The organism is Beutenbergia cavernae DSM 12333, assembly GCF_000023105.1.
GTDB lineage: Bacteria > Actinomycetota > Actinomycetes > Actinomycetales > Beutenbergiaceae > Beutenbergia > Beutenbergia cavernae.
In genome coordinates, this window is the sequence record NC_012669.1 from 670,822 (window position 1) to 686,847 (window position 16,026).

Genomic DNA, 16,026 nt, shown 5'->3' on the forward strand with positions numbered 1-16,026 from the left:
GCCAGCCCGAGGGTCGCCGCCCGGAACGCGCGGCTCAGTTGTCCCCTCCGCCGTTGCCGCCCCCGCCGCCGCGGTCGTCGTCGTCGCCTCCGCCGGGCGGGATGACCGGCGGGAGGTTGCCGCGGTCGTCGTCGTCCTCTTCCTCTTCCTCAGGCCCGCTGCTCGGACGCAGCGTGATCGTCGTGCCCGGGCGCACCCGCGAGCCCTCCGCCGGGTCCATCTCCGCGACGGTGCCCGCCGCCTGGTCCGACGTCACGGGCTCGGCCACCTGCACCTGGAACCCAGCAGCGGTCAGCGTCTGCTGGGCGGCCGCGAGATCCTGCCCGATGACGCCCGGCACCTGGACGAGGTCGCCGTAGATCTCGCGCTCTCCGGCCCGAGGGAAGTCCTCCACCGGGTACGGCGCCATGACCTGGCTCATGTAGTCGCTGAAGATCGGCGCCGGCAGCGCGCCACCGAACACCTGCGAGTAGTACCGGCCGTTGATCACCGAGTCGAACATCGAGATGTTGCCCTCGTGGTGACCGGTCCAGACCGCCGTCGCGAGCTGCGGCGTGTACCCGATGAACCACGCGTGGTAGTCGTCGTTCGCCGTGCCGGTCTTGCCGGCGAGGGGCCGCCCGATCTGCGCCGACGTCGCGGTGCCGTTCTGCACCACCTGCTGCATGGCGTACGTCGCCGCCGCGGCGATGTGCGGCTCGAGCGCCTGGCTGCACTCCGGCTCAGGCACGGGGATCGCCTCGCCGTTCGTGTCGGTGATGCTCGTGATCGCTCGCGGCTCGCAGTAGACGCCGCCGGACGCGTACGTCGCGAACGCCGCGGCCATGGTCAGCGGAGCGATCGTGTTCGCGCCCAGGACCATCGACGGCGTCGTGAGCATCGCCTCGCCGGCCTGCGAGTCGAACAGCGCCTGGCCGTTGGGCTGCACCGTGCCGGTCCCGACGTGCACGCCCATCCGCGCCGCGGTGTCGCGGAGCGCGCACAGGTCCATGTCCTGGTTCGCCATGTAGGCGAACGCCGTGTTGATGGACTCCTGCGTCGCGCGCAGCACGGTCATCTGCCCGCTCGCGCCGCTCTCGAGGTTCTTCGGCGGCCACGACGAGACGGCGTTCGGGTAGCACGAGATCGTCCACGAATTCGCCGGGAACACCTGCCCGTTCGAGCCGTTGACGACGTCGCTGAGCGTGTGCCCGTCGATGAGCCACTGCGTCAGCACGAACGCCTTGAACGTGGATCCGGTCTGGAAGCCGTCGCCGCCGCCGTAGGCGCGGTCGACGTTGTAGTTCACGCGCGTCGCGCGTGGCTGCTCAGCCGTGGGCTGGCCGAACGGCGTGTTCTGCACCATCGCGACGATGTTCCCCGTGCCCGGCTCGACCGTCGAGATCGCGCCGCTCACGCCGAGCTCGCCCTGACGGGAGTTGTACGAGGGGTCGTTGACCGGCACGCGCCCGGTGAGCGAGTCGTACGCCGCCTGCTGGGCCGGCGGCTGCAGCGTCGTCGTGACGGTCAGGCCGCCACGGTTCAGCGCCTGGCGCCGCTCCTCCTCGGTCTCCCCGAGGATCGGGTCGTTGAGGAGGACCTCGGTGACGTACTGGCAGAAGAACGCGCTGACGCCGCCGCCCGCGGTCTGGCACCCGACGGGTGTCTGGGTGATGTGGAGCATGTCCGGGACGGCGATCGCCACCGCCGCGTCGTGCTCCTCCTGCGTGATGTATCCCTGCTGGAACATCAGGTACAGCACGGTGTTGCGGCGGTTGGTCGAGTTCTCGTAGCCGTTCGCCTCGTCGCGGACCGGGTCGTACTTGCCCGGCGACTGCGTGATGCCCGCGATGAGTGCCGCCTCGGGCAGCGTCAGGTCCGCCGCGCTGTGCCCGAAGTAGAACTGGGACGCGGCCTCGACGCCGTACTGGCTCGCGCCGAACTGCGCGATGTTGAGGTAGCCCTCGAGGATCTGGTCCTTCGTCATGACCTTCTCGAGCGCGATCGCGAGCTTGGCCTCGCGGAGCTTGCGGCCGAGGCTGGTCTCGCGCGCGGCCTCGATCGCCTCCTCGTCGCCAGCCACGTCGCCGGCCTCGATGAGCACGTTCTTCACGTACTGTTGCGTGAGCGTCGACGCCCCCTGGATGTCGCCCGAGAGCGTGCTCACCGCACCGCGCATGATGCCTTCGATGTCGACGCCGCTGTGCTCGTAGAAGCGCCGGTCCTCCGTGGCGACGACGGCGTCGCGCATGTACTGGGAGATCTGGTCCAGCGGCACGACGATCCGGTTCCGCGCGTAGTACGTCGCGAGGTGCGAGCCGTCGGCCGCGAGGATCGTGGTGCGCTCCGACGGCGTCTGCGGCCCGAGCTCGGTCGGCAGGTCGTCGAACAGCTGGTTGCCTGCCTCGGACGTCGCGCCGGCGGCCGCGATGGCCGGCATGACGAGTCCTGCGGTCAGGACGCCGCCCGCGCCGGCCACCAGGAGGTAGGCGACGAGGAGCGACACCAGCTGGACCGGGTTGACGGCGCGCGAGGTCGACCGGCGGGGTGATGCCATGCCGCCTACGATACGGGGCGGCCCGTCGTCGTCGGCCGTGGAGCATGTGACGATCGTGTGCGAAACACAATCGTCACGTCTCAATACGGTCACAAGTCTGGTCTCGCGGCCGTCCCATCGCTTAACGTCCGGTCACCAGTCAATGGTGAGTCAAGGATCGGATGTGTGTTCATGAGTGACGGGGGCTTGACGCCCGAGGCGAGCTGGACGCTCAACGCGGCATGTGCGGCAGAGGCGCCGCAGGAGATGGCGGACGACCTCTTCGTCCAGGGCGCAGCGCAGCGCGATGCCAGGCGAATCTGCTTCGCGTGCGACGTCCGTCTCGAGTGTCTCGCCGAGGCCCTCCAGACCCGAGCGCCGTTCGGCGTCTGGGGCGGGATGACGGAACGCGAACGGCGCGCGCTGCTGCGACGTCGGGGCGACGTGGCCTCGTGGTGGGACGAGATCAGGACCGACGAGGAGCTGACGACGACGTTCAGCGCGCAGCGCCTCTCGCTTGACGACGGTCGACGGCGCGTGCGCTCCACCGCGTAGGGCGAGGCGCGCCGCCCTCGCCGCGGCGCCGAGAAACGTGACCCGGGACGCGCACCGCGCTGATGCGTAGGATCGGCGGCATGACGACGTGGGAGTACGCGACTGTCCCCCTGATCATCCATGCGACGAAGCAGATCCTCGATCAGTGGGGGTCGGACGGGTGGGAGCTCGTCCAGGTCGTGCCGGGCCCGGACGGCAACGGGCTGGTGGCCTACCTGAAGCGCCCGCGCGAGGGTCAGGCGTGACGCCGTCGCAGCGGCTGGCCGAGCTGGGGCTCGAGCTGCCGGCCGTGCCGGAGCCGCTGGCGGCGTACGTGCCGGCGGTTACGTCCGGTGAGTACGTCTGGACGTCCGGTCAGCTGCCGATGCGCGACGGCGCGCTCGTTGCCACCGGCAAGGTCGGCGAGGGACCGGGACTCGTCTCGCCCGCTGACGCGAAGGAGCTGGCGCGGATCGCTGCGCTCAACGCCCTCGCGGCGATCGCGCAGCAGGCCGGCGGGCTCGACCGCGTGGTCCAGGTCGTCAAGGTGGTCGGCTTCGTGGCCTCGGATCCGTCGTTCACGGGGCAGCCCGGCGTCGTGAACGGTGCGAGCGAGCTCATCGGCGACGTGTTCGCCGAGCAGGGCATCCACGCCCGGTCGGCCGTCGGGGTGGCGTCGCTGCCGATCGACGCGCCGGTCGAGGTCGAGGTCGTCGCCCGCATCGCCTGAACGACCGCGAGAGGTTCCGTGCGGCACCGCGAGAGGTTCCGTGCGCCACCGCGAGAGAGGATCCGCGCGCAACCGCGAGAGGTTCCGTGCGCGACCGCGAGAGGATCCGCGCGTCAGCGGGCGCGCCGCTCCAACCGTGGCACGTCCAGCAGGACGACGGCGCGCCCGTCGAGCTGGATCCAGCCCCGCGCGGAGAACTCAGCGAGCGACTTGTTGACCGTCTCGCGTGAGGCGCCGACGAGCTGGGCGAGCTCCTCCTGCGTGAGGTCGTGCGGCACGCGGATCCCGCCGGGGACCGGCCGGCCGAAGCGGTGCGAGAGGTCGAGCAGAGCCTTCGCCACGCGCCCCGGCACGTCGGAGAAGACGAGGTCGGCGAGCGCGTTGTTCGTGCGGCGGAGCCGCTGCGCGAGCGAGCGGAGGAGCTGCCGCGCGAGCGAGGGGTGGTCCTCGAGCAGCGCGACGAGGTCGGGATTGTCGAGCTCGAGGAGGTTCGACGGCGCGAGGGCCGTGGCCGTCGCCGTCCGCGCTCCCGGGTCGTACAGCGAGAGCTCACCGACGATCTCGCCGGGGCCGAGGATGGCCAAGAGGTTCTCCCGCCCGTCAGGGGCGGTGTGCCCGAGCTTCACCTTGCCCGAGGCGATGACGAAGAGCCGGTCCCCGGGTTCCCCCTCGCGGAACAGCACCTCGCCGCGTCGGACGGTGACCTCGTCCATGGCGGCACGGAGCGCGGCGACGGTGTCGTCGTCGAGATCGGCGAAGATCGGCGCGGTTCGGACGACGTCCTCGTTCACTTCACGATCCCTTCGGCGCGCAGGCAGGTCCGCCCCAAGTCTGCCATTGCCGCCGGATCCGGCCAGAGGAGCGCCGCGGGTCGGACCGTTCAGGCGTGAGCGACGACGTCGAACCGGTGCCAGTGCTTCGGTCCGCGGCCGCTCGGCCCGTCCCACTCGGTCTCGGTGAGCTCGACGACGTGGAGCCCGGCCAGCAGCTCCTCGACCTCCGCGCGGGCCTGGAACGTCATCCCGTCGACGCCCGTCTCGGCGTCGGCCCACGAGTCGTTCGTCCCGAACAGGTTCACGGCGAGGACTCCGCCCGGCCGAAGGGCGGCACGCACCCGTGACCACGCGCCGTCGAACGCGCCTGGCTCGACGAACGGCAGGCTCGCACACGCCAGCACGAGGTCGGCGGCGGGGAGCGCCGCCGTCGCCAGGTCGGCCACGACCGTGTCGAGCCGGTCCCCGGCGCGCGCCGCCTCGGCCTTCGCGCGCACGAGCGGCATCGCCTCGGGTGTGACGTCGAGCGCCCACACGCGCCAGCCGCGCTCGAGCAGCCACGCCGTCTCGGTGCCGTCCCCGCACCCGAGGTCGAGCGCGCGCCCCGGCGCGGCCGTCGCCGCAGCGCCGCGCACCACGAGGTCGCGGACGTCGCGGCCCTCCCCGGCGGCGTAGTAGCCCGCCCAGTTGGACCGAGCCGTCGTCGGCCGCGTCACACCGTCTCCAGGAACTCGAGCAGATGGCGGGTGACGTCGTCAGGCGCCTCCTCCGGCAGGAAGTGCCCGGCGCCCTCGATGGTGCGGAACGCGTACGGCCCGTCCACGAACTCGGCGTCGCGCCGTGAGGCCGACGGCGCCACGAACCGGTCGCGGGTGCCGTGGAGGCTGAGCACGGGCACGGTCACCGGGTCGTGCAGCGCCGCCAGGTAGCGGCGGCCGTCCGGGCGGGGAGTGGAGCGCACCTGCCAGCGCACGAGCTCGAGCGACGTGTGCGCCACGAACGGCAGCCGCATCGCGTCGTTGTACAGCTGCGTCGCGTCGCCCTCCCACCCCGGTGCCCCCCAGGCGCGCAGGAGCCGTGTGACGCCCCCCGGCGTGCGGAGCGCACGCTCGGGGAACCACGGGAGCTGCAGGCGGGCGAGCGTCGCGAGCGTGCGCATCGGCAGCCGTCGACGGCGTAGCGCGACCGGGTGCGGGGCTCCGAGCGTCGCGACGGCGCGCGTCACCTCGGGGGCGAAGGCGGGCATCGACCACGCGATCCCGCCGCCGTACCCGTGCCCGACGACGACAGCCTCGCTCGCCCCGAGCGACCGGATCACGCCGGCTACGTCCGCCACGAGGGACGGCGTGTCGTGACCCATCGGCGGCTTGTCCGACGCGCCGAAGCCGCGCAGATCCATGGCGGCCACGCGGTAGCCGGCCTCGGCCAGCGCGGGCAGCTGGGCGCGCCAGGCGTACCAGAGCTGAGGGAAGGCGTGCAGCAGCACCACGAGGGGAGCGCGGAAGTCGTCCGGCCCGGCGAGCGCGACGTGGAACCGAGCGCCGTTCGCGGCGACGTAGGTGTGCGTCCACGGGCCCTCGACAAGGACGATCGACGGGTCGACACTCACGCGTCGTGACCCTACCTGCCTGGGGCGGTACGCCGCCCGGCGAGGCTCCGGCGTCCGGCGGTCTGGCGGTCCGACCGTTCGGGCCCGGCACGACGCGGGCGGGTGGATCGGCGTCGTCCTGCCCGCCGATCCACCCGCCCGCGCGGCGGTCGCAGAGAACCTCTCGCGGTTGCGCAGAGAACCTCTCGCGGTTGCGCAGAGATCCTCTCGCGGTTGCGCAGAGAACCTCTCGCGGTTGCGCAGAGAACCTCTCGCGGAGGGTCAGTCGGTGGACGGCGCCGTCGCCAGACCCGTCGCGATGAGGTCCATGACCGACGTGTCGGCGAGCGTGGTGACGTCGCCCACCTGCCGGTGCTCGGCGACGTCGCGCAGGAGCCGGCGCATGATCTTGCCGGACCGGGTCTTCGGCAGCTCCGCGACCACGAGGATCGAGCGCGGCTTCGCGATCGGCCCGATCTCCTTGGCGACGTGGTTCCGGAGCTCGGCGACGACGTCGTGACCCTCGCCCTCCTCGTCCGCCTTCTCGACGGCTTCCGCCCGCAGGATGACGAACGCCACGACGGCCTGGCCGGTGGTCGCGTCCTGCGCACCGACGACGGCGGCCTCCGCCACCCACGGGTGCGACACGAGCGCGGACTCGATCTCGGTGGTCGAGAGCCGGTGCCCGGAGACGTTCATGACGTCGTCGACCCGACCGAGCAGCCAGATGTCGCCGTCGGCGTCCTTCTTCGCGCCGTCCCCGGCGAAGTAGCTGCCCGGGAAGCGCGACCAGTACGTCTCGCGGAACCGCTCCTCGTCCCCCCAGATCCCTCGCAGCATCGAGGGCCACGGCTCGGTGAGCACGAGGTAGCCGCCGGAGCCGTTCGGGACGGACTTCCCGGCGTCATCGAGGACGTCGGCGACGATCCCCGGCAGCGGCACCTGGGCGCTGCCCGGCTTCGCGGCCGTGACACCCGGGAGCGGGGAGATCATGATCGCGCCGGTCTCGGTCTGCCACCACGTGTCGACCACCGGCGTCCGGTCGCCGCCGATGACGCGGCGGTACCACATCCAGGCCTCGGGGTTGATGGGCTCGCCCACGCTGCCCAGCACGCGCAGGCTCGACAGGTCGAACTGGGCGGGGATGTCCCCGCCCCACTTCATGCACGTACGAATGGCGGTGGGTGCGGTGTACAGGATGGTGACGCCGTACTTCTGGACGATCTCCCACCAGCGCCCGCGGTGCGGCGTGTCCGGCGTGCCCTCGTACATGACCTGGGTCGCGCCGTTGACCAGGGGGCCGTAAGTCACGTAGGTGTGCCCCGTGACCCAGCCGATGTCGGCCGTGCACCAGTAGACGTCCGTCTCCGGGTGCAGGTCGAACACGTTGCGGTGCGTGTACGCCGACTGCGTGAGGTACCCGCCCGTCGTGTGGAAGATGCCCTTCGGCTTCCCCGTCGTGCCGGACGTGTAGAGGATGAACAGCGGGTGCTCGGCGTCGACGGCGACCGGTGCGTGCGTCTCCGACGCGGCGTCGACGCTCTCGTGCCACCACACGTCGCGGTCGTCGGTCCAGGCGACCTCCTGGCCGGTGCGCCGCACCACGAGCACGTGCTCCACGGGCGTGCCGCCCTTGGCGAGCGCCTCGTCGACGGCCGGCTTGAGCGCGCTCGGCGCCCCACGCCGGTACCCGCCGTCAGCCGTGATGACGAGCTTCGCCTCGGCGTCGACGATGCGGCTGTGCAGCGCCTCCGCCGAGAACCCGCCGAACACGACGGAGTGCGGCGCGCCGATACGGGCGCACGCGAGCATCGCGATGACGGCCTCGGGGATCATAGGCAGGTAGATCGCCACCCGGTCGCCCGTGGACACCCCGAGGTCGCCGAGGACGTTCGCGGCGCGTGAGATCTCGCGCTGGAGGTCCGCGTAGGTCAGCGTGCGGGTGTCGCCGTTCTCACCCTCCCAGTGGATGGCCACCCGCTCGCCGAGCCCCGCAGCGACGTGCCGGTCGACGGCGTTGAACGCCGCGTTCAGCGTGCCGTCGGCGAACCATCGCGCGCGCGGAGCGTCCGAGAAGTCGAGCACCTCGGTGAACGCGGTGTCCCAGTCCAGCAGCTCACGCGCCTGGTCGGCCCAGAAGCCGAGCCGGTCTGCGGAGGCCTGCTCGTAGAGATCGGCCGAGGCGACGGCCGCGGCTGCGAACTCTGGACTCGGCGGGAAGGTGCGCTCCTCGACCAGCAGGTTCTCGAGTGCGGGCCCCGACTCGACCGGGCCGTTCTCGGGCATGACTCCTCCAGGCAGCTTCGACTGTGTGCAGAACATCCGTAGCCTAGGCCCCTCGCCCGAGCCGCGGCGGAACCGTCCGTGGGCCGGAGCGATTGGAGAGGGTGCGGACCATGCCCGAAGAGTCCGATGGGATCGAAGCGGCGTGTGAGGGCCAGCGGCGTGTTCTCGTGACCGCAGCGGAACGGGTCTTGGCGCGCATCGCCCGGGCAATCGAGGATGCGCAGCCCGGGTCACAGGCAACGAGCGGACTGGAGGCACGCGAGCTGCAGTCGCGGCTCGACTCTGAGCGGCACGCGGAGCGCGCGGAGCTAGCCAACGTTCACCCGACCGGAGTGGTGGGGACCACCTGCCCCCGAACAGGTCGGACACGCCTACCAGGCCGCTCGCGGATGGGGCGCACGTTGGAGCTAGCCACACCGGTCCGACAGCGAGCGGCTGCCGCCCGGTGACCCCAAACCGGGTCTGGGGCTGTGTAATAGCAGGTGCCGGCGCGGCGATGTACAGGGTGGAGGGCGTCGAGGAGATCGGAGCTGAGCGTGAAGCCGCGTTCTGAGGACCGTCTGCGTGAGCTGTGGCTGGCCCACGCGGCAGACGTCCATCGCTTCGCTCAGCGCGCTCTTCCGCACCATGACGCGGAAGAAGTCGTATCGGAGACCTTCGTGGTCGCGTGGCGCCGACTCGCAGACGTGCCGGAGGACGCACGCCCATGGCTCTTTGCCACCGCCCGGAACATCATGATGACCCGTGCGCGCTCGACGGGCCGACGCTATGCACTAATAGCCCGGATCGAGCGAGAACCCACAACAACCCCTGAGCCCACCGACGAACAAGCTCTCGCAAGGCACGACCTGGCGCGGGCATGGCTCTCGCTCTATGAGCAAGACCGCGAGTGTCTGGCGTTGATCGTCTGGGAGGGCCTGTCGAACCGGGACGCTGCTCGCGTGGTCGGTTGCAGCCCAACGGCCTTCGCTGTTCGAGTCATGAGAGCTCGTCGCCGCTTCGAGAAGGCGCTCGAGGACAAGCCGGAACCCCGCCCGCTGCCGATTCCACTGGGAGCAACCCATGAACAGGACTGACATCGACGCGCTGATCGGCGCGGGCGACCCGCATCCTCGCACGACGTTCGACCCGACGGCTCATGTGGAGAGGGTCCGTACCATTCTCCGGGATCCGCCTCAGAACCGCCCGGTGCGGCTGGAGTCCTCCCAATCTCCCCGTCGCCGACGAGGGTGGATCGCGGCCGCGGTTGCCGCCACTGGCGCTGCTCTGGGCGCTGTCACGCTGACCAGCCTTCCGACAGCACCAGCGTTTGCGGGATGGACGACTTCCCCCGCGTCAGTGAGCCCAGTATCGGCAGATGTACTGAGCGACGCCTGCCCTGGGCAGGCTCGCGAGATCGTTGACACCGACGGCGGACCGGCCGTCAACCTCCTCCCGCTTCCCCGCGTGATCGTCGACGTTCGTGGCCCGTACACCTATGTCGTGAGCGCCAGCGAGCAGGGATGGGAAGAGTGCCTGATCACCCCGGACGCCGAGGGTGGCATCGATGTCGTGACGAACGATGCGGCGTACGGACAGCCGGTCAGCACGCAGGTCGATGCGGATGAGGTCTCCGTCGTGGTGGGACTGGACCGTACGACCTCGTGGCGGCAGGGTGCCGACGGACTCCCCGGAGCTCTCACGTCCGCATTCGGACGGGCTGGTAGCGACGTTGTGTCTGTCACCGTCACCACCGCATCCGGGTCCGCAGTCGAGGCCACCGTTCACAACGGGTGGTGGGCTGTGTGGATCCCCGGTGAGGTCGACCTTGAGGGATCGATCTCGGCTTCCCTGGAGGATGGAAGCACCATCAGCGTGCTGTGACGACTGCACTGCTAGCACTCGATCAGGACCGGGGAATCCCGCGGGCCGGTAGGTCCACCGACCTCGAAGTGAAGGCTCCGAACGATCGGCCGCATCGTGATCATCACGCCGATCGGAGATCATTTGCTCTCCGATTCAGAGCACACTCCACGTAACCACGAATTGCCGGCAACGAGCCGGAATTACACCCCGGTGTCTGCCTGTTCTTCGCCCGCGTACTTGCTACTGTGCGCGCGTCGAGTCACATCGATGGACTCGATCCCAACGAAGCAGAAGGGGTGTTCGTAATGATGCGAACAGGCAACAGGATCAAGCTCGCCGTCGTCGCCGTGCTGGCGGCGGCTGGGGTGTCCTGGGCGCTGACAGCTGGCGCCAACCCGGAATTGGCCGAGGCGGAGTCGTCGCCCGCGCCGACCAACCTCCCCGGGATACCGGCGCCGGGAGCGCCCGACCATGTGTGGCGTGCGTGGGCCGAGGAAGACACCCTCGACCTCCGGGCCTACGACTGGGAACAGGACTCCGCCCAGCGGGGCTGCACGATCGAGGCGATCGACTTCGTCGAGGAAGTCGCGGCTGACTACAACCTCGCCATGGGCGCGCCGGATGACCTCGTCACCCTCAGGGTCGACCGGATCGAGAACTGCACCACCTCAGAGCCCGAGATCGTGCCGTTCGACATGCCTCCCGGTCCCGGGCCCATCTGCAACTCGCAGACGCACGGACCTGGCACCATCTGCATCTCGAAGTCGGGGGGCAAGGTCCACGCGTCATGGGCCTACCGTGGCTCCGGGGCCGTCAGCGGCTACCTGCGGATCTACCAGGCGCCGACCACCTCAGCGTGCGGCACCAATACGACATGGCACACAGGACCGAACACCGCCTGGAACTCGGGCGATACCCACAGCATTTCGAAGACGCAGACTCAGAACGGTGGTTACACCGCTGTGATCTGGAAGTACAACGGCATCGGGAGCTACACGAACTGGGGTCGGACCTGCGCCGTGTTGTAGGGCCACTCGGGTCACTGCGGGCGGGGTTTCCTCGGCAAGCCGTGGAGACCCCGCCCGCAGACGCGTCCCGCCCGCCGCCGTGAGTGGTCGCGTGGCGGCCAGCGCCTACACCGCCGGACGGAGCGACCGCGATGAGGTTGAGCGGGATTTGACCGGCGAGCCGAAGGTGACGCTGCGCACCGGACCGGGCGTGTGGCATCGACTGCTGTCACCCAGCGTGCGAGACCCTGAAAAGGTGTTGGTCCGGTCGCGCTGGCCTCGCCGCTTCCATCAGGGAGGTCGCTGCCGACCTGTGGCTACAACCCCGCCGCGCGGGGAGGCGCAGATGACCGGGCAGCAGTCAGAGAGTCAGCGCGCCCGGCCCTCCTGCCGGAGTTGGGGCGGCGGTCAGGCGGAGACGGCCTCCCGCCGAGCGGCGGCCTGGCCTTCCCGCCGGCCCTGACGGCGAGCGCCGTGCGAGACGACACCGGTCATCACGAGGATGACGCCGAACAGCACGAGCAGTCCCGCGCGGCCCGTGTCGAGCAGGTAGCTGTACACGTTCGTCCCGAAACCGTCGTTGATCACGAGGAACACGTCCCGGTTCTGCTCCAGCCACTCTGTGACCGGTGACGGGAACACGAGGAACGCGACGCCGGCGAGCGTCACGATCGTGCCGATGAGCATGGCGCCGAGGCCCGACCAGCGCGCCGTGATCATGATCAGGACGAGCGCCAGGAGTCCGCCGGCGAGCGACAGGAGTCCGGCGAGGTTCACGTCTCCCGGGTCCTGCTCGAGGCTGAAGAAGGTGCGCAGGGCGCCGTCGGTGAGCAGGAACCAGGCGACCGGCGTCAGCACGAGCGTGATGACGACGCTCCACAGGTGCGCAGCGGTGCGGCGGGGTCGCTCGTCCTCCCACCCGGGTTCGTCGAACGCGCCGGCTCGCGGGTCGTCCGCCGGGTACTCGCGGGCGACGTCGGAGGCGGGCAGGGGCTGTGTCGCGCTGGTGCTGGTCGTCATGGGTCGGGTCGGCTCCGTCGTCGGGGCGGCTGCGGCCGCCGGTTCGGTGGCAGGGTCCTGGGGCGTGTCGACCGGCGCGTCCGCGCCGGCGGCCGGCCGCGTGCCGGCCGGGCCCGCGGACTCCGCCGGCGTCTCGGGTCCGGTGCTCGACGCGCCCGACGCCGGCGGCGTCGCTGGTTCGTCGGCGCCGGCCGGTCGGTCCTGTGGCACCACGGGGTTCACGCGCGTCGCGTCGACCGACTCGCCGGCGCCGGCCGACTCCTCGCGCGCGTCCACCGGCGGCACGGGGCGAGGCGCGGAGTGGGAACCGGTCGTGCTCCCACTCGCTGCGTCGTCCGCGTTCTTGTCCGGTTCCGTGCTCATGGCGTCCTCCCGGTCGTGTGCTCGAACGGTAGCGACGCGGGGCGCCCGGCCTGCGGCGCCTCGCCGTGCGTGCCGCGCATCGCCGCGGTGCCTGCGCAGCTGCGGGCACGGCCCGATGCGGTCCTTCAGGATGGCATGCGGGGCGTCCGGGCGCGCGTGCTCGTCAGCCGTTCGGGCGGCTGACGACGGCGTCGCGATCGCGCACGAGAGCGATCTCCGAGCGTTCGAGGTTCCGGCCGTCCCGGCGCGCTCCGTGGGCGGCCACTCCGGCACCGAGAAGCACGACGCCGACGAGCAGGACCGTCCCCGTCGCGCCCAGGGCGTGCACGGCGTCGCCGACGGGCTCGCCGAGGAGCAGCTCCTCGATGCGGGTGACGGGTCCGGCGAGCAGCGAGCGCGCGCCGTCCGGTGCCGCGAGGTACCCGAGCCCGGCGATGACCCACAGCGCCCCGGCCACGAACGCGCCGAGGCTCGAGACCGCGGCGATCCCGACGACGACGGCGACGGCGAGCGCGCCGGCCAGCGCGACCACCGCCACCCGCGTGCGCGACTCCGACATGAGCGTGGCGGCGGTGAAGGCGCCGGCGGTCGCCAGCAGCACGGGAGTGCCGACAGCGCCCACGACCACGCTGACGACGTGCGCCACGATCCGCGGCCGCGGCGCCGTCGTCGCCCCGAGCGCGGCCGTGCGCCGAGCGTCCTCACGCTCGGTGTAGCGGCCCGCGCGTCGCGCGGCGAACGCCGTGATCCCGGCGGCGAGCATGACTCCGCCCACGAGCACGGGGGCCTGCGCCCGGAACAGGAGCTCGGCTCCGGCCTGGACGGGGAGGTCGAGCCACGTCTCGGGCAGCGCGTCGGTCACGGTGTTCACGCGAGATCGCGCGAACGTGTGGACGAGGGCGGCCGCGACGCCGTACGTCGCTCCGACCACGATCGCGGCGACCGCTGACCGCGCGGCCCACGCGACGATGCCCGCGAGCACGAGGGCACCGGCGAGCAGGGCCACCACCGCCGACGGAGGCGCCCCGCCGCCGTCGGCAGCGCCCTCCGCGAAGGCGCCGGCGGCCCCGGCGCACGCGAGCCACGCGAACGGGGCGACGACCAGAGCCAGGGCGGTGCCCACGAGGTGCGCGGCGACGCGCGATCGCGGCGGGACGGGGACGGTCGCGGGTGGTGCTGTCATCGAGGCGACGGGCTCCTTCGCGTCCGGTGCCCCCGGCCGGCGGTGCCGGCCAGCGAGGAGTGCTCCCCGCACGAAACGACGGCGCCCGCTGGGGCGCCGCCGCCGGCTCCACGGAGAGACGGGTGATCAGGCGTGCACTCGGTCGCTGCGGGAGGTCCCGCGCCACCTGTCCTCATCGACGGACTCATCGCGCGTGGGTGCCCGTTCCGCCCGTGGGGCTGTCCCGCCATTATGACCCTCCTGGCCCGCGGCGCACCAGGTCGGGCTCCTGCTGCCCGTCGGCGGGAAGAGCCACGACACGCGCGACGACGAGGGTCGTGTCGTCCCGCCACCCGCCCTCGGGCTCCAGCTGCGACACGACGTGGTCGCGCACCGCCTCGACGGGCGCGTCGGGCATCTCGCCGACCGCGGCGGCGAGGCGCGCCAGACCCGCCTCGAGGCTCTCCTCGCGGCGCTCGACCAGGCCGTCGGTGCAGAGCACCAGTGTGGTGCCCAGCGGGAACGCGGCGTGCATCTCGGGCCGCTCGCCGTGCGGGTGGGTGAGGCCGATCGGGGTGGACAGGCCGCCGTCGAGCACGTGGACGACGCCGTCGGGGGTGACGGCGAGCATGGGCGGGTGGGCCGCGCGCGCCCACCCGACGACGACGTGCTCGCCGTCGTCGTCGGCCACGCGCTCCAGGTGCGCGTACAGGCAGGTGCTGAGGTCGATCGAGCCGAGGTCCTGGGCGATCGCGTCGACCTCGGTCAGCGTGCGGCCCGGGCCGGTCCCGCCCCAGGCGCGGGCACGGATGAGCGAGCGCAGCTGGCCCATGGAGCCTGCGGCCCGCAGGTCGTGCCCGGCGACGTCGCCGATCACGATGCCGACGTTGCCGTCGTTCGCCCGGAACGCGTCGAACCAGTCGCCGCCCACGTCGGTGGCGTCGGCGGGGCCGTAGTGGGTGGCGATCTCCAGGCCGTCGAGCGGGGTGAGGTGCGGCACGAGGGTGCGCTGCAGGTCCCGCACGCGGCTGGACTCCCGGCGGTAGAGGCGCGCGTTGTCGAGCGCGACGGCGGCCCGCGACGCCGCCATGCGGGCGGTCGCGAGGTCCCGTTCGTCGAGGTGGCGCGCGTCGCCGGCGCCGAGCACGAGCACCCCGAGGCGGGCGCCGCGGGCGTCGAGCGGCACGGCGACGACGTGGTGCGCGCCGAGCGTGGCGACGGCGGCCGGGACGTCGTCGCGGAGCGTCTGGCGGCCCCACCAGGCGGCGACCTCAGAGCTGACGAGCAGGGCGCCGTCGTCGCTGACGAGCAGGCGCGAGAGCGCACCCGAGGGGTCCAGGTCGCCGCGACCGAGCGACGTCAGCACGGCGGCTGCCTCGTGCGCCGGTCCCGACCCGCCGCCCACGGTGGCGACGTGCGGCGGACGGAGGCGCCCGGCGTCGTCGAGCGACACGACCATCGCCCAGTCCGCCAGCTCCGGCACGAGGATCCCGGGCAGCATCGCCGCCTCGGCGTCGGCGTCGAACACGCCGTGGAGGTCGTCGCCGATGCGCCGGAGCAGCTCGAGCCGGCGCTGGGCGGTCCGTGACGCGGAGATCACCCGGTCGCGCTCCCGCTCGGCGTCGGCGCGCGCGGTGACGTCGACCTGGACGCCGACGTGGTGGGTCACGGCGCCGGCGTCGTCGCGCACGGGCGAGATGGAGACGTCGTTCCAGAACGGCGTGCCGTCGGGGCGGTAGTTGAGGAGCGCGGCAGCGACCGGCTCGTCGGCGCGCACCGCCAGGCCGAGGCGCGCGACGGCGGCCGGGTCGGTGGCGGGGCCCTGCAGGAACCGGCAGTTGCGGCCGAGCGCGGCGTCGCGCGCGTACCCGGTGGTGCGCGTGAAGGCCTCGTTGACCCAGACGATCGGCTCGTCGTCCTCGCGCGCGTCGGTGACGACGATCGACACCTGCGACGCCTGTGCCGCTCGGTAGATGTCATCGATGCTCGTCACGGGACGCTCCTCGGTCGGGCGCCGCCACTCTGGCGGGCGTTCGGCGGCCGGGCGGACTTCCGCGGCGTACGACGACGAAAGCCTACCGGGCGGCGTCCCTCGTCTCAGTGGGTGGCGGGTGCGGACCGGATCCTGGCGGCGCGGTTTGTCCCCAGCGGCGCCCCGACCGCCCGCTCGGGCGATCGTCCCCAGGCATCCCCCGAGCGATCG

Annotated in this window: 14 protein-coding genes; 6 read left to right on the forward strand and 8 right to left on the reverse strand. The window is 72.0% G+C overall.

Annotation, left to right across the window (positions count from 1 at the left end; translation table 11 throughout):
- Positions 1-34: 34 nt before the first annotated feature.
- Entirely contained in the window at positions 35-2,536 is a 2,502-nt protein-coding gene (locus tag BCAV_RS03055) for a penicillin-binding protein (protein ID WP_012725646.1), read from the reverse strand.
- A gap of 171 nt (positions 2,537-2,707) precedes the next feature.
- Between BCAV_RS03055 and BCAV_RS03060 the strand changes: the two genes are divergently transcribed.
- The 3 genes from BCAV_RS03060 to BCAV_RS03065 all read left to right on the forward strand — a co-directional run bounded on the left by BCAV_RS03060 (position 2,708) and on the right by BCAV_RS03065 (position 3,779).
- Positions 2,708-3,070 carry a WhiB family transcriptional regulator gene (locus BCAV_RS03060; protein WP_012725647.1) on the forward strand — a complete coding sequence of 121 codons (363 nt, stop codon included), beginning with the start codon at positions 2,708-2,710 and terminating at the stop codon, positions 3,068-3,070.
- An 80-nt stretch (positions 3,071-3,150) separates the two neighbouring features.
- On the forward strand, positions 3,151-3,315 hold the full coding sequence (gene sp36 / locus BCAV_RS22455; RefSeq protein ID WP_012725648.1) for a Sp36 family protein: 165 nt from the start codon (positions 3,151-3,153) through the stop codon (positions 3,313-3,315).
- Positions 3,312-3,779: a RidA family protein gene (locus BCAV_RS03065; RefSeq protein WP_012725649.1), complete on the forward strand. Its 468-nt coding sequence runs from the start codon at positions 3,312-3,314 to the stop codon at positions 3,777-3,779. The genes sp36 and BCAV_RS03065 overlap by 4 nt, the downstream gene beginning before the upstream one ends.
- Positions 3,780-3,892: 113 nt before the next feature.
- On the opposite strand, the gene BCAV_RS03070 is transcribed toward BCAV_RS03065, so the two are convergent.
- From BCAV_RS03070 to acs, 4 genes are all read right to left on the reverse strand, one after another.
- Positions 3,893-4,570: a Crp/Fnr family transcriptional regulator gene (locus BCAV_RS03070; protein WP_012725650.1), complete on the reverse strand. Its 678-nt coding sequence runs from the start codon at positions 4,568-4,570 to the stop codon at positions 3,893-3,895.
- A gap of 89 nt (positions 4,571-4,659) precedes the next feature.
- Entirely contained in the window at positions 4,660-5,268 is a 609-nt protein-coding gene (locus BCAV_RS03075) for a class I SAM-dependent methyltransferase (protein WP_012725651.1), read from the reverse strand.
- Complete coding sequence (locus tag BCAV_RS03080; RefSeq protein ID WP_012725652.1) at positions 5,265-6,161, reverse strand: alpha/beta fold hydrolase; 897 nt, start codon at positions 6,159-6,161, stop codon at positions 5,265-5,267. Before BCAV_RS03080 ends, BCAV_RS03075 begins: the two co-directional genes overlap by 4 nt.
- Positions 6,162-6,422: 261 nt before the next feature.
- Entirely contained in the window at positions 6,423-8,426 is a 2,004-nt protein-coding gene (gene acs / locus BCAV_RS03085) for an acetate--CoA ligase (protein WP_012725653.1), read from the reverse strand.
- 536 nt (positions 8,427-8,962) lie between these two features.
- Between acs and BCAV_RS22000 the strand changes: the two genes are divergently transcribed.
- The 3 genes from BCAV_RS22000 to BCAV_RS03095 all read left to right on the forward strand — a co-directional run bounded on the left by BCAV_RS22000 (position 8,963) and on the right by BCAV_RS03095 (position 11,299).
- Positions 8,963-9,502 carry an RNA polymerase sigma factor gene (locus BCAV_RS22000; protein WP_012725654.1) on the forward strand — a complete coding sequence of 180 codons (540 nt, stop codon included), beginning with the start codon at positions 8,963-8,965 and terminating at the stop codon, positions 9,500-9,502.
- A complete protein-coding gene (locus BCAV_RS22620; RefSeq protein WP_012725655.1) occupies positions 9,489-10,289 on the forward strand; it encodes a hypothetical protein in 801 nt (266 codons plus the stop codon). The genes BCAV_RS22000 and BCAV_RS22620 overlap by 14 nt, the downstream gene beginning before the upstream one ends.
- A 287-nt stretch (positions 10,290-10,576) precedes the next feature.
- A complete protein-coding gene (locus BCAV_RS03095; protein WP_012725656.1) occupies positions 10,577-11,299 on the forward strand; it encodes a hypothetical protein in 723 nt (240 codons plus the stop codon).
- Between the two features lie 387 nt (positions 11,300-11,686).
- Here the strand turns inward: BCAV_RS03095 and BCAV_RS21355 are convergent, their stop codons facing one another.
- From BCAV_RS21355 to BCAV_RS03110, 3 genes are all read right to left on the reverse strand, one after another.
- Complete coding sequence (locus tag BCAV_RS21355) at positions 11,687-12,661, reverse strand: hypothetical protein (protein ID WP_012725657.1); 975 nt, start codon at positions 12,659-12,661, stop codon at positions 11,687-11,689.
- A 163-nt stretch (positions 12,662-12,824) separates the two neighbouring features.
- The gene (locus BCAV_RS03105; protein ID WP_012725658.1) at positions 12,825-13,844 is read right to left on the reverse strand and encodes a hypothetical protein; all 1,020 of its coding nucleotides are present in this window, start codon (positions 13,842-13,844) and stop codon (positions 12,825-12,827) included.
- A gap of 229 nt (positions 13,845-14,073) precedes the next feature.
- The gene (locus tag BCAV_RS03110; RefSeq protein WP_012725659.1) at positions 14,074-15,816 is read right to left on the reverse strand and encodes a SpoIIE family protein phosphatase; all 1,743 of its coding nucleotides are present in this window, start codon (positions 15,814-15,816) and stop codon (positions 14,074-14,076) included.
- Positions 15,817-16,026: the final 210 nt, after the last annotated feature.